12 protein-coding genes and 1 pseudogene are annotated in these 12,395 nt (G+C 72.1%); 3 read left to right on the forward strand and 10 right to left on the reverse strand.

The window, feature by feature from the left end; genetic code table 11:
• The 5 genes from AB8Z36_RS14610 to AB8Z36_RS14630 form a co-directional block, all read right to left on the reverse strand.
• Positions 1-2,430 carry a putative bifunctional diguanylate cyclase/phosphodiesterase gene (locus AB8Z36_RS14610; RefSeq protein WP_369213712.1) on the reverse strand — a complete coding sequence of 810 codons (2,430 nt, stop codon included), beginning with the start codon at positions 2,428-2,430 and terminating at the stop codon, positions 1-3.
• A gap of 316 nt (positions 2,431-2,746) precedes the next feature.
• Positions 2,747-4,930, reverse strand: coding sequence for an NAD-dependent DNA ligase LigA (gene ligA / locus AB8Z36_RS14615; protein ID WP_369213713.1), 2,184 nt, complete (start codon positions 4,928-4,930; stop codon positions 2,747-2,749).
• Between the two features lie 30 nt (positions 4,931-4,960).
• Positions 4,961-5,974: a methionine synthase gene (locus AB8Z36_RS14620; RefSeq protein WP_369213714.1), complete on the reverse strand. Its 1,014-nt coding sequence runs from the start codon at positions 5,972-5,974 to the stop codon at positions 4,961-4,963.
• Positions 5,971-6,669 carry an SDR family oxidoreductase gene (locus AB8Z36_RS14625; RefSeq protein ID WP_369213715.1) on the reverse strand — a complete coding sequence of 233 codons (699 nt, stop codon included), beginning with the start codon at positions 6,667-6,669 and terminating at the stop codon, positions 5,971-5,973. Before AB8Z36_RS14625 ends, AB8Z36_RS14620 begins: the two co-directional genes overlap by 4 nt.
• A gap of 7 nt (positions 6,670-6,676) precedes the next feature.
• The gene (locus AB8Z36_RS14630; protein ID WP_369213716.1) at positions 6,677-7,222 is read right to left on the reverse strand and encodes a TIGR00730 family Rossman fold protein; all 546 of its coding nucleotides are present in this window, start codon (positions 7,220-7,222) and stop codon (positions 6,677-6,679) included.
• 73 nt (positions 7,223-7,295) lie between these two features.
• On the opposite strand from AB8Z36_RS14630, the gene AB8Z36_RS14635 reads away from it, so the two are divergent.
• On the forward strand, positions 7,296-7,646 hold the full coding sequence (locus AB8Z36_RS14635) for a DUF427 domain-containing protein (protein ID WP_369213717.1): 351 nt from the start codon (positions 7,296-7,298) through the stop codon (positions 7,644-7,646).
• A gap of 57 nt (positions 7,647-7,703) precedes the next feature.
• Here AB8Z36_RS14635 and mnmA read toward each other — a convergent pair whose 3' ends face one another.
• A complete protein-coding gene (mnmA, locus tag AB8Z36_RS14640) occupies positions 7,704-8,852 on the reverse strand; it encodes a tRNA 2-thiouridine(34) synthase MnmA (RefSeq protein ID WP_440581919.1) in 1,149 nt (382 codons plus the stop codon).
• A 61-nt stretch (positions 8,853-8,913) separates the two neighbouring features.
• Here mnmA and AB8Z36_RS14645 point away from each other — a divergent pair, with 61 nt between their 5' ends.
• Positions 8,914-9,609 (forward strand): N-acetylmuramoyl-L-alanine amidase, encoded by a 696-nt coding sequence (locus AB8Z36_RS14645; protein WP_369213718.1) that lies wholly within the window; start codon positions 8,914-8,916, stop codon positions 9,607-9,609.
• Positions 9,610-9,659: 50 nt separating this feature from the next.
• Here the strand turns inward: AB8Z36_RS14645 and AB8Z36_RS14650 are convergent, their stop codons facing one another.
• The 3 genes from AB8Z36_RS14650 to AB8Z36_RS14660 all read right to left on the reverse strand — a co-directional run bounded on the left by AB8Z36_RS14650 (position 9,660) and on the right by AB8Z36_RS14660 (position 11,495).
• Positions 9,660-10,829: a cysteine desulfurase family protein gene (locus AB8Z36_RS14650; RefSeq protein WP_369213719.1), complete on the reverse strand. Its 1,170-nt coding sequence runs from the start codon at positions 10,827-10,829 to the stop codon at positions 9,660-9,662.
• A gap of 48 nt (positions 10,830-10,877) precedes the next feature.
• A complete protein-coding gene (locus AB8Z36_RS14655; protein ID WP_369213723.1) occupies positions 10,878-11,096 on the reverse strand; it encodes a DUF4190 domain-containing protein in 219 nt (72 codons plus the stop codon).
• A gap of 243 nt (positions 11,097-11,339) precedes the next feature.
• Positions 11,340-11,495: a hypothetical protein gene (locus tag AB8Z36_RS14660; RefSeq protein WP_369213720.1), complete on the reverse strand. Its 156-nt coding sequence runs from the start codon at positions 11,493-11,495 to the stop codon at positions 11,340-11,342.
• A 109-nt stretch (positions 11,496-11,604) separates the two neighbouring features.
• Between AB8Z36_RS14660 and AB8Z36_RS14665 the strand changes: the two genes are divergently transcribed.
• Positions 11,605-12,279: a TetR family transcriptional regulator gene (locus tag AB8Z36_RS14665; RefSeq protein ID WP_369213721.1), complete on the forward strand. Its 675-nt coding sequence runs from the start codon at positions 11,605-11,607 to the stop codon at positions 12,277-12,279.
• Here AB8Z36_RS14665 and AB8Z36_RS14670 read toward each other — a convergent pair.
• Positions 12,215-12,395, reverse strand: a pseudogene (locus AB8Z36_RS14670) (hypothetical protein); the annotation flags it as partial. The gene AB8Z36_RS14665 and the pseudogene AB8Z36_RS14670 sit on opposite strands and share 65 nt — an antisense overlap.

Raw genomic sequence — 12,395 nt, forward strand, 5'->3', positions numbered from 1 at the left:
TCACTGCACGACGCGGCCCGAGGACTGATGCACGTCGGAGCCGACGTTGGAACCCACGTCGGAACTCACATGGGAACTGACGTGGGAACCGGCGTCGGGGCCCGCGTCGGAGGCCGCGTCCTGGTTCCCCGCGGCGTCCGCCGCCGCTGCCGCGGCCTCGGCGGCCACGTCGGCCGGGCGGCGCCAGCCGCGCGAGCCGCGCGCCCGCAGCCAGGCGGTGGTCTCCTCGGCGGGCATCGCGGCGGCCACCAGCCAGCCCTGCACCGCGTCACAGCCGAGGTCGCGCAGCCGCTCCCACGTCTCGTCGTCCTCGACGCCCTCGGCGACCACGAGCAGCCCGAGGGAGTGCGCGAGGTCCACGGTGCAGCGGACGATCTCCGCGTCCTCGTTGTCCACGGCGAGGCGGGCCACGAAGGAGCGGTCGATCTTCAGCTCGCTCACCGGCAACCGCCGCAGATGGACCAGGGAGGAGTACCCCGTACCGAAGTCGTCCAGGGACATCTTCACGCCGTGCCCGGTCAGCCCGGCCAGCGTGTCCGCGGCGCGCTGCGGGTCCTCCAGGAGCACGTGCTCCGTTATCTCCAGTTGGAGCGCTCCCGCGGGGACGCCGTGACGGGCGAGACGGGCCGCGACCGCTCCGGCGAAGCCGGGGGTGTGCACGTCACGCGGTGAGACGTTCACCGCGACGGGGACCTTCAGGCCCTGCGCCTGCCACTTCGCGACCTGGCCGAGGGCCGTCTCCAGGACGTACTCCGTGAGGTGCGGCATGAGGCCGGAGGACTCGGCGATGGCGATGAACTCGTCCGGCGGCACCTTGCCGCGCTCGGGGTGCACCCAGCGCACCAGCGCCTCCAGACCCGCCACCTTGCCGTCGAAGCGGACCTTGGGCTGGTAGTGCAGCTCGACGTCGCCCGCGTCGAGGGCGCGCCGCAGGTCACCGAGGAGACCGAGGCGGTCGGGGGTGTTGGAGTCGCGCTTGGACTCATACACCTCGACGCCCGTACGGTCCCGCTTCGCCTGGTACATCGCGACGTCCGCCCGGCGCAGCAGCCCCTCCGCGTCCACCGCGTGGTCCGGGAAGACGGCGAGACCCGCGCTTGCCTCCAGGACGAGGGTCAGGCCGTCGAGGTCGAGCGGTGAGCCGAGCGCGGCGACGAGCTGCCGGGCCACGCGGGTGGCGGACGTCGTGGAGTCGGCGACGGGCAGCAGTACGGCGAACTCGTCGCCGCCGAGCCGGGCCGCCTCGGCGCCGCGCGGCAGCGCCACCCGCAGCCGGTCCGCTATCTGGAGCAGCAGCCGGTCACCCGCGAGATGGCCGAGCGTGTCGTTGACCGACCGGAAGCGGTCCATGTCGATCAGCATTAACGCGGAGCGCGCCCCGATCCGCTCGGCGTCGTCCAGGGCCGTCCAGGTCCGCTCCAGGAGCCACTGCCGGTTGGGCAGTCCCGTCAGCGGGTCGCGGAGCTGCTCCTCGGCGCGGGCGCGGGCGATCCACAGGGTGGAGTCGAGGGCGACCAGCGGGATCGCGAACAGCGGCAGCAGTATCGGCAGGGAGATGGCCACCACGCAGATCAGTGGGGCGATGCCGAGCAGCGCGAACGCGAGAAGTCCCTGGCGGACCAGGGCCGTCCGGGTGACGGTGGGCAGGGCGCCGGTGCGGGGCGCGTGGACGTACCAGAGCAGGACGCGGGTGACCGCGAGATAGGCGACGGCGACCAGGGCCACCTCGGGCGCGGTGTACAGGTCCCAGGTCTCGGGCAGCCAGGGAGACCCGGACGTCGGCGCGGTGCCGAAGGCGGCCATGGTGAGCGCGCCCGTGCCGATGCCGATGATGTCGACCGCGCCGTGCAGGATGCCCTGGCGCCAGCGGTGTCTGCGCGCGACGCCGACCAGCACGACGACGGTGAGGCTGACCATGCCCGCGGGCATCCAGCCGTACAGCAGCAGCACCGCGACGGTGAGCGCGCCGCCGGAGCCCGTGCCGCCCCACCAGCGGTCCCTGCCGAGCGCCACCAAGTGGCCGACGATGAGGCCGGTGAGGATGGCGAGGGACCAGCCCGCCGTGCCGGGGGGGAAGAGCGCGTGGCCGTCGGCGAAGGCCTGGAAGAACCCGGCGCCGAGCAGGAAGGCGGCCGCCGTGACGACCAGGACGGGCAGCAGCGGCCAGGGCTCGCGCGGTTCGTGCGTGTCCGGGCCGCCCGCCAGGGGGGCGCCGCTCTCGGCGCCCCGCGTGGCGGCGGAGCTCCAGGCCCGCTCGCGTGGTTCGATGGCCGTGCTCACGGTTCCGGCCGCGGTTCCCGCCACGGCTGTGCCCGGCGTGCTCGTGCCGGTGGGCGCCGCTGTGCGGCGGCCCCGCAGCCAGGTGCTCGGCGCGCGCCACTGGCGCGCGCGCAGCCGTGAGTCCGGGGCGGCGCTCTCGGTCGGTTCCATTCCCGTCCCTCTCACAGCCGGCGGTGCCCACGCCTTCTGGACTCGGCCCGGTGGCGGCCTCGTCCGGTTGCTCTCGTCCCCGTGCTCTCGACGAGCAGGCGGTTGCCTGCTTGCGCACTCGTTCCGAGTAGGGGATGCCCCCTTCCAAGCTCTTTGATGAGCAGGAGATACCCCGTTCGCAGCGGGGCACGGCAGGCGCACACCTCAACAGTAGGCCGCAGAAGGCTTCCACGGGCAGCGGTCGACGACGGTTGCCCGAATGCGACCCGGCCACCCGTATGCATCTGGTATGCGCCGATCGGGTGGCCTTCAACCGCTACTCCTCGGTCGGAAGCGCGACTTCCAGTGCCGCCTCCTGTCCTTGTTCCAGCAGGACGGCGAAGCCGGCCTCGTCGAGAACCGGAACCTTCACCTGCATGGCCTTGTCGTACTTCGAACCCGGGTTCTCCCCCACGACCACGAAGGAGGTCTTCTTGGAAACGGAACCGGTGACCTTGGCGCCCCGGCTCTGCAACGCCTCTTTCGCGCCATCCCGGGTGTGGTGTTCGAGCGTGCCGGTGACGACCACGGTCAGGCCCTCCAGCGGACGGGGCCCCTCGTCCTCGCCGCTGGACTCCTCCTCCATGCGCACCCCGGCCGCCCGCCACTTGCGGAGGATCTCGCGGTGCCACTCCTCGGCGAACCACTGTTTGAGGGAGGCCGCGATGACCGGGCCCACGCCGTCGGTCTCGGCCAGTTCCTTCTCGGTGGCCTGTTCGATGCGGTCGATGGAGCGGAACTCGCGGGCCAGCGCCTCGGCGGCCACCGGGCCGACGTGCCGGATCGAGAGTCCCGTGAGGACGCGGGCGAGCGGGCGCTCCTTGGCCGCCTCGATGTTCTCCAGCATGGCGAGGGTGTTCTTCTTCGCCTCGCCCTTCTGGTTGGCGAAGAAGGTGACGACCTTCTCCTCGCCCGTCTTGGGGTCGCGCTTGGGCAGGCCGGAGTCCTGGTCGAGGACGTAGGACTTGATCGGGAGCAGCTCGTCGGCCTTGAGGTCGAAGATGTCGCCCTCGTCCTTGATCGGCGGCTCGGCGGGCTCAAGGGGTCTGGTCAGCGCGGCCGCGGCGACATAGCCGAAGTTCTCGATGTCGAGGGACTTGCGCCCCGCGAGGTAGAAGAGACGTTCACGCAACTGGGCCGGGCAGCTCTGGGCGTTGGGGCAGCGGAGGTCGATGTCGCCCTCCTTCATGGGCCGCAGCGGCGTCCCGCACTCCGGGCACTCGGCGGGCATCACGAACGCGCGCTCGCTGCCGTCCCGCAGGTCCACGACCGGGCCGAGGATCTCCGGGATGACGTCGCCCGCCTTGCGGATGACGACCGTGTCGCCGATGAAGACGCCCTTCTTCTTCACCACGTCCTGGTTGTGCAGGGTCGCGAACTCGACCTCGGAGCCCGCCACCGTGACCGGCTCCACCTGGGCATACGGCGTGACGCGGCCGGTGCGGCCGACGCCGACGCGGATGTTGATCAGCTTGGTGTTGACCTCCTCCGGCGCGTACTTCCAGGCGATGGCCCAGCGCGGGGCGCGCGAGGTGGAGCCGAGGCGGCCCTGGAGCGGGATCTCGTCGAGCTTGACGACGACCCCGTCGATCTCGTGCTCCACGGAGTGGCGGTGCTCCCCGAAGTACGCGATGAAGTCGCGGACGCCCGCCAGGTCGTCCACGACCCTGTTGTGCCGCGCGGTGGGCAGGCCCCACTCGTGCAGCAGCTCATAGGCGTGGCTCAGGCAGTCGATGTCGAAGCCCTCGCGGGCGCCGATGCCGTGCACGACCATGTGCAGCGGGCGGGTGGCGGTGACGCGCGGGTCCTTCTGGCGCAGCGAGCCCGCCGCCGCGTTGCGCGGGTTGGCGAAGGGCTTGTCGCCCGCCTCGACCAGGCGTGCGTTCAGCTCCTCGAACTTCTCCATCGGGAAGAAGACCTCGCCGCGGATCTCCACCAGCTCGGGGACGCGGTCGCCCTTGAGGCGGTCGGGGATGTCGGCGATCGTGCGGACGTTCGGGGTGATGTCCTCGCCGGTGCGGCCGTCGCCCCGGGTGGCGGCGCGGGTCAGTCTGCCGTTCTCATACGTCAGGTTGACCGCGAGGCCGTCGACCTTCAGCTCGCACAGGAAGTGATACCCGGGCGCGCCCACCTCCTTGGCGACGCGGTCGGCCCAGGTGGCGAGCTCCGCGTCGTCGAAGGCGTTGTCCAGGGAGAGCATGCGCTCGCGGTGCTCGACCGCCGTGAACTCCGTCTCGTACGAACCCGAGACCTTCTGGGTGGGCGAATCCGGTGTCCGGAGCTCGGGGTGCTCCTCCTCCAGCGCCTGAAGGGAGCGCAGCAGCTTGTCGAACTCCGCGTCGCTGACGACCGGTTGGTCCTTCACGTAGTACCGGAAGCGGTGCTCCTCGATCTGTTCGGCCAGCTGGGCATGCTGATCCCGTGCCTCGGCGGGCACAGAGCCTTGCTGTTCGACAGCCACCGTTTCGTCCTCCCGTTACGTCATACCCAATTACTCAGGGTTGTCCGCGAGCGATCTCGCCGCCCGGACGCAGTGGGCGAGCACCGCGCGTGCGTACGCGGGAGACGCTCCCGCGAGTCCGCACGACGGGGTGACCACGACCGACTCCGCGAGTGATCCCGGATTCAGCCCCAGCCTGCGCCACAGCGACCTGACACCCATGACGCTACCGGCAGGGTCTGACAATCGGCCGTCCACGCCGGGCACGACACCGGCGAAGAGTCGCGTACCGCCCTCGACCGCCTCGCCGATCGCCTCGTCGTCACGCTCGGTGAGCAGCGAGAAGTCGAAGGAGATCGCGGCGGCCCCGGCGCGGCGCAGCAGCGCGAAGGGGACGTCGGGCGCACAGGAGTGGACGACCGTCGGGTCGTCGCCCGCGACGGCGAGGACGTCCCGCAGGGTGCTCTCGACGAGCTGCCGGTCCACGGCCCGGTGGGTGCGGTACTCGCTCGCCGTTTTGACCTGTCCGCGCAGCACGGCGATGAGCGAGGGCTCGTCGAGCTGAAGCACCACCTGGGCACCCGGCACCCTGCGGCGCACGTCGGCGAGATGCCCGCGCAGGCCCTCGGCCAGCGATCCGGCGAGGTCGCGGCAGGCGCCGGGGTCGGAGAGCGCGGCCTCGCCGTTCCTCAGCTCCAGGGCCGCGGCGAGCGTCCACGGGCCGACGGCCTGGATCTTCAGCGGGCCCCGGTACCCCTGGGTGAACTCCTCCAGGGCGTCGAGGTCCTCGCCGAGCCAGGCCCTGGCCCGCCGGGTGTCCCTGCCGGGCCGGTCGCCGATCCGCCAGCCGCTGGGCTCCACGCGCGCGTACAGGTCGATAAGGAGTCCGGCGGTACGGCCGATCATGTCGGCGCCGGGACCTCGGGCGGGCAGTTCGGGGAGGTACGGGGTGCCCTGTCCGGGCCCCTCGAAGCTGCCGGTCACCGTCTTGGCGGCCTCGCGGGCGTCACCGCCCGGCATGGACCCGACGCCGGTCGCCGGGCCCGGGGTGAACGCCTCGCTCATCGTCCCGGCCGCACCGTCAGATCGTTGACCTCCGCGTCGCGCGGCAGGTCCAGGGCCATGACGATGGTCGTGGCGACCGACTCGGGGTCGATCCAGCGCGCGGCGTCGTACTCCTTGCCCTCCTGCTGGTGCACCTTGACCTGCATGGCGCTCGCCGTGCGGCCGGGGTAGACGGAGGTGACCCGGACGCCGTTGCCGTGCTCCTCCTGGCGGAGGGAGTCGGCGAGGGCCTTGAGGCCGTGCTTGGAGGCGGCGTAGGCGGACCACTCGGCGCTTGCCCGCAGGCCCGCGCCGGAGTTGACGAAGAGGACGTGGCCCTGGGCGAGACGCAGTTGGGGCAGGAAGTGGCGAGTCAGCTCGGCGGGGGCGATGAGGTTGACGTTGAGCTGGTGGCGCCAGGTCCTGGGGGTGAGGTCGCCGACCGGGCCGAGGTCGACGACGCCCGCGATGTGCAGCAGGGAGTCCACCCGGGCGGGCAGCGACTGGTGCCCGAAGGCCCAGGAGAGCTTGTCGGGGTCGGAGAGGTCGCCGACGAGCGTGCTCGCGCCGGGGAACTCGGCGGCGAGCTCCTTGGCGCGGCCCGCGTCCCGCGCGTGCAGGACGAGGTCGTCGCCGCGTGTGTGCAGACGGCGGGCGACGGCCGCGCHGATGCCGGAGCCCGCCCCGGTGATCACATGTGTTGCCATACCCGCCATGCTCGCATCACCGGGTGCCCTGTGATTCCTCCAGGTAGGCCAGGGCGCCGACGGGCTCCTCGGCGAAGAAGACGAGGTCGGTCAGCGGGAGCGGCAGGAATCCCTCGTCCTCCATGCGCCGGAACTGCTCCTTGAGGCCGTCGTAGAAGCCCTCCGAGTTGAGCAGGACCACCGGTTTGGTGTGCTTGCCGTGCTTCTTCAGCTCCAGGATCTCGGTGGCCTCGTCGAGCGTGCCGGTGCCGCCCACCATGATGACGACGGCGTCGGCCTTGGCCAGGAGCAGCGCCTTGCGCTCGGCGAGATCGCGGGCGATCACCATCTCGTGCGGCTCCGTGACGGTCCTGGCCTTGGCGGCGAGGAAGTCCACGGAGACGCCCACGAGCCGCCCTCCGGCCTCGTCCACCCCATCGGCCACCACCTTCATCAGGCCGCTCTCGGAGCCGCCCCAGACCAGCGTGTGGCCGCCCTTGCCGAGCAGCTCGGCGAACTGGCGGGCGGGTCGGGTGTAGCGCTCGTCGAGGTCGGCGGCGGAGAGGAAGACGCAGATGTTCATGCGACCACGGTACGGTCCGACTCTGACAGCACTCACTCGCTTTTCGAGCGCACTCACCGAGGAGGGCGGAGCCGTGGTCGCAGGACACCGGATCACCATCGAGCGGGGCACCCACCACGTACGCGTGGTGCACGACGGGCAGGTCGTGGCGGAGAGCGGGCGCCCCCTGCTGCTGCACGAGACGGGCCTTCCGGTGCGGTACTACCTCCCGCCGGAGGACGTACGCACCGAACTCCTGACCCCGTCGACGACCCAGACGTACTGCCCCTTCAAGGGAACGGCCTCCTACTGGTCGCTCCCGGGCTCACCCGACTCGGTCTGGGCCTACCCGAGCCCGAAGGAGAACGTGGCCGAGATCGCGGACCACTTCTGCTTCTACGAGACGGACGTCAGCGAGCCGGACGCGGCGGAGCCGGGGCGCTAGCCGGGCGGAGGTCGTCGCCGAAGGATCACCGCCGGAGGCCACCGCCGGAGCGGCCCGTCACACCCCGGCCGTGGCCCGCTGGGTCGTCGCGATCGTCGCCGAGCCCACCACGCGCGTGCCGTCGTACAGGACGATCGCCTGGCCGGGGGCCACGCCGCGGACGGGCTCCGTGAAGGAGACCCGCAGCTCCGCGCCGTCGATCAGCTCCGCACGCACCTCGGTCTCGCCGCCGTGGGCGCGGAGCTGGGCCGTGTAGGTCCCGGGGGCGGTGGGGGCGGCGCCGCACCAGCGGGGCCTGATGGCGGTCAGGCCCGTGACGTCCAGGGCGGCGGCCGGGCCGACCGTCACGGTGTTGTTCACCGGGGAGATGTCCAGGACGTAGCGGGGCTTGCCGTCGGGGGCGGGGGTGCCGATGCGGAGGCCCTTGCGCTGGCCGATGGTGTAGCCGTACGCCCCCTCGTGGGTGCCGAGGACCGCCCCCGACTCGTCCACGATGTCGCCCTCGGCCTTGCCGAGGCGGTCGGCGAGGAAACCCTGGGTGTCGCCGTCGGCGATGAAGCAGATGTCGTGGCTGTCGGGCTTCTTGGCGACGGCGAGGCCACGCCGCTCGGCCTCCGCGCGGATCTCCTCCTTGGTGGTGACCGTGTCACCGAGGGGGAACATCGCGTGCGCGAGCTGCCGGTCGTCGAGGACCCCGAGGACATAGCTCTGGTCCTTGGCCATGTCCGAGGCGCGGTGCAGCTCGCGGGAGCCGTCCTCACCGACGGTCACCTTGGCGTAGTGGCCGGTGACGACGGCGTCGAAGCCGAGGGCGAGCGCCTTGTCGAGCAGCGCGGCGAACTTGATCTTCTCGTTGCAGCGGAGGCACGGGTTCGGGGTGCGCCCCGCCTCGTACTCGGCGACGAAGTCCTCGACCACGTCCTCGCGGAACCGCTCGGCGAGGTCCCACACATAGAACGGGATGCCGATGACGTCCGCGGCGCGGCGCGCGTCGCGCGAGTCCTCGATGGTGCAGCAGCCCCGCGCGCCCGTGCGGAACGACTGCGGGTTCGCCGAGAGCGCGAGGTGCACTCCCGTCACGTCGTGCCCCGCCTCGGCGGCACGCGCGGCGGCGACGGCGGAGTCCACGCCCCCGGACATGGCGGCCAGGACGCGGAGGGGCCGCCGGGGAGGCTGGGGCTGCTGCGAGGTCTCGGTCAAAGTCATAGCTCTAACAGAGTACGGGGCGACGGGAACCGGATGCCCATGAGTAAGCGTTGGTGATCACATGGGGGCTGAGACTGACGGCGGGAAGAAGCCGGGGCGCGGGGGCATCGACCGGCGCACCCTGCTGATCGGCGGCGCGGTGACGGCCGTCGGCGCCGGGCTGCTCGCCAAGGACGACCTGAGCCGGCTGTGGTGGCGGGTGCCCGGTGTGGTCAAGAAGCGCAAGGAGGGCGAGGTCGACGCCCAGGGCGTCCAGTGGATAGCGGCCTCGGACTACAACTGGCGGCGAGCCGACCGCCCCGACGACTACGCCATCGACCGCGTGGTGATCCACGTCGTCCAGGGCGGGTACGACACGGCTCTGCGGGTCTTCAAGGACCCCGGCCACGGCGCCGCCGCGCACTACGTGGTCCGCAAGGACGGCCACATCGCGCAGATGATCCGCGAGCTCGACGTGGCCTTCCACGCGGGCAACCGCGGCTGGAACGAGCGGAGCATCGGCATCGAGCACGAGGGCTTCGTGGACGACAGGTCCTCGTTCACCGATGAGATGTACGAGGCGTCGGCAAGGCTCACCGCCGGGATCTGCGAGCGGTACGACTTCCCGGTGGACCGGAAGCACATCGTCGGGCACGTGGAGGTGCCGGGCACGGACCACACGGACCCGGGCCCGTACTGGGACTGGGACCGGTACATACGCCTGGTGCGCGAGGCACGCGACCGCCCGGAGAAGCCCGCCCGGCCGAAGAAGGCCTGACTGCCGGAGAAGCCCGCCCGGCCGAGGAAGGCCCAGCTGCCGGAGAAGGCCTAGCTCAGGCCCGCCGTCCGGGCCCGCTCCACCGCCGGGCCGATCGCTGCCGCCACCGCGTCGACGTCCGCCTTGGTCGAGGTGTGGCCCAGCGAGAAGCGCAGGGTGCCGCGCGCCAGATCGGGGTCGGTGCCCGTGGCGAGCAGGACGTGGCTCGGCTGGGCCACGCCCGCCGTGCACGCCGAGCCCGTGGAGCACTCGATGCCCTGGGCGTCGAGGAGCAGCAGGAGGGAGTCGCCCTCGCAGCCGGGGAAGGTGAAGTGCGCGTTGGCGGGCAGCCTGCCCCCGGGCGCCGGGTCGCCGCCGAGGATCGCCTCGGGGACGGCCGAGCGGACCGCCGCCACCAGGTCGTCGCGCAGGGCGCCGATCTCGGCGGCGAACCGCTCCCGGTGCTCGGCGGCGTACGCACCCGCGACGGCGAAGGCGGCGACGGCGGGCACGTCGAGCGTCCCGGAGCGCACGTGCCGCTCCTGCCCGCCCCCGTGCAGCACGGGCACGGGGCTGTACTCACGGCCGAGCAGCAGCGCCCCGATCCCGTACGGGCCACCGATCTTGTGCCCGGAGACGGTCGCCGCCGCGAGTCCGGACGCGGCGAAGTCGACGGGGATCTGGCCGTAGGCCTGCACGGCGTCGGCGTGCAGCGGGACACCGGACTCGGCCGCGACATCGGCGAGTTCGCGGACCGGCTGAATGGTGCCGATCTCGTTGTTGGCCCACATGACCGTCGCGAGGGCCACGTCGTCGGGGTTCCGCCCGATCGCCTCGCGCAGCGCGTCGGGGTGGACCCTGCCGTAGGCGTCGACGGGCAGGTACTCGACGGTGGCGCCCTCGTGCTCGCCCAGCCAGTGGACGGCGTCGAGGACGGCGTGGTGTTCGACGGGGCTCGCGAGGACGCGGGTGCGGGCGGGGTCGGCGTCGCGCCTGGCCCAGTACAGGCCCTTCACCGCGAGGTTGTCGGCCTCGGTGCCGCCGGAGGTGAAGACCACCTCGCTGGGCCGGGCGCCGAGCGACTCGGCGAGATTCTCGCGGGCCTCCTCGACGGTGCGTCGCGCCCGCCGCCCCGCCGCGTGCAGCGAGGAGGCGTTGCCGGTGACGGCGATCTGCGCGGTCATCGCCGCGATCGCGTCCGGGAGCATCGGAGTGGTCGCTGCGTGGTCGAGGTAGGCCATGGTGCGCACGATTCTACGAGCCGTGCGGCACCGGCCGCGCCCCGCGTATCAGCCCGCGATACCCCAGGACACGGTGCCGTCCATCGCGACGAGCGAGCCGAGCACGATCAGGTCGGCGACGCCGAGGCCGAGGCCGAGCAGCGCGCGGCCCCTGCGGGCGGTGCCGCGCCACAGGGCCAGGCCCGCGAGGACGATCGCGGCGGGGCCGAGGAAGAGGTTCAGGACGAGCAGCCCGATCAGGCCGAGGACGAACGAGGCGACGGCCATCCCGTCGGTGTCGCGCCGGCCGGTGGGACGCGGGGCGCGCCCGGTGCTGCCTTCAGCGTGCCCCGTGCTTTCGGCGCTCTGGGCGCTCTCGGCCGCGCTGTTCTCGGCAGGGGCACGTTCCGTCGTGGCGGGTTCGGTCGTGCTGCGTTCGGCGATGAGCGGCATGGTCCGACTCCTGGCAGGTCGAGGTGGATGACGCGTACGGATCCGGGAAGGCCCGGAGCGCGCGGGATGGTGTCCGGCTCAGTGGTGCCGCGTGCGGCTCCGCTCACGGATCGCGAAGACCGCGAGCCAGACGCCGATGACGGCGGCGGCGACCAGGGTGACCGGCAGCGGGGCGTGGGCCACGGAACCCATGGCGACACCCAGCAGAAGAAGGGCGGCGACAAGGAAGAGCATGAGATCCCTCTCGATTCGGTGAACGCTTGTGGCAACAGTTGTTCACTGACTTCTAGAGTACTCGCTTCCGCGCTTTCCAAACTCGGAGAACAGTTGTTAACTGCATGGCATGAGTCACACGCTCGGCATCCGGCAGGCCCAGAAGCAGAAGACCCGGCAGGCGTTCCTGGACGCCGCGCTCCAGCTCCTGGCCGAGCAGAGCCTCAGCAGCCTGGGACTGCGCGAGGTCACCCGCGCCGTGGGCGTCGCCCCCACCGCCTTCTACCGGCACTTCCGCGACACCGCCGACCTCGGCGTGGCGCTCGTCGAGGAGGCGCTGGGCAGCCTGCACACGGCGCTCACCGCGCTGCTCGCCGCGACCGGTGAGCGCGCGGGCGACGACGACGGCGAGGAGCGCATAGCGGCCACCGTCGAGCTGATCGCCGCCTATGTCCGCGCCCACCCCGCGCACGTCCGCTTCATCGCCCGTGAGCAGCACGGCGGCGTGCAGCCGGTGCGCGACGCGATCCGGGGCCAACTCGCCCTCTTCGCACAGGAGGTGAAGGAGCAGTTCGCCCGCGAGCCGGAGGCGGCGGGCTGGGCCGAGGACGATCTGCTGATGCTGGCCGGGAYGTACGTCGACCACATGGTGATGACCGCCTCGGCACTGATGGAGGCCGAGAGCGATCCCGGGGCCGCCGCCCGGGTGGCGGTCACGGCGCGCAGGCAGCTCCGGCTCGTCAGCCTGGGCCGCCGTCACTGGCTGGACGAACGGGAGCCGCCCGGGGACCGTACAGCGCGGTGACCGCCGTCGCCGCCCTGGCCAGCTCCTCGCGCACCTCGGGCGGCGAGAGCACCTCGACGTGGTCGGCGAAGGGCAGCAGCACGCGSGCCTCGCCCGCGACCCCGTAGGCGAGGCGC

It is taken from the genome of Streptomyces flavofungini (assembly GCF_041028215.1).
GTDB classification, from domain to species: domain Bacteria; phylum Actinomycetota; class Actinomycetes; order Streptomycetales; family Streptomycetaceae; genus Streptomyces; species Streptomyces flavofungini_B.

Coding starts and splice junctions, on each gene's coding strand:
- AB8Z36_RS14610 (WP_369213712.1), bottom strand. CDS start 2,430: ATGGAACCGACCGAGAGCGCCGCCCCGGACTCACGGCTGCGCGCGCGC.
- AB8Z36_RS14620 (WP_369213714.1), bottom strand. CDS start 5,974: ATGAGCGAGGCGTTCACCCCGGGCCCGGCGACCGGCGTCGGGTCCATG.
- AB8Z36_RS14630 (WP_369213716.1), bottom strand. CDS start 7,222: ATGAACATCTGCGTCTTCCTCTCCGCCGCCGACCTCGACGAGCGCTAC.
- mnmA (WP_440581919.1), bottom strand. CDS start 8,852: ATGACTTTGACCGAGACCTCGCAGCAGCCCCAGCCTCCCCGGCGGCCC.
- AB8Z36_RS14645 (WP_369213718.1), top strand. CDS start 8,914: ATGGGGGCTGAGACTGACGGCGGGAAGAAGCCGGGGCGCGGGGGCATC.
- AB8Z36_RS14650 (WP_369213719.1), bottom strand. CDS start 10,829: ATGGCCTACCTCGACCACGCAGCGACCACTCCGATGCTCCCGGACGCG.
- AB8Z36_RS14655 (WP_369213723.1), bottom strand. CDS start 11,096: ATGGCCGTCGCCTCGTTCGTCCTCGGCCTGATCGGGCTGCTCGTCCTG.
- AB8Z36_RS14660 (WP_369213720.1), bottom strand. CDS start 11,495: ATGCTCTTCCTTGTCGCCGCCCTTCTTCTGCTGGGTGTCGCCATGGGT.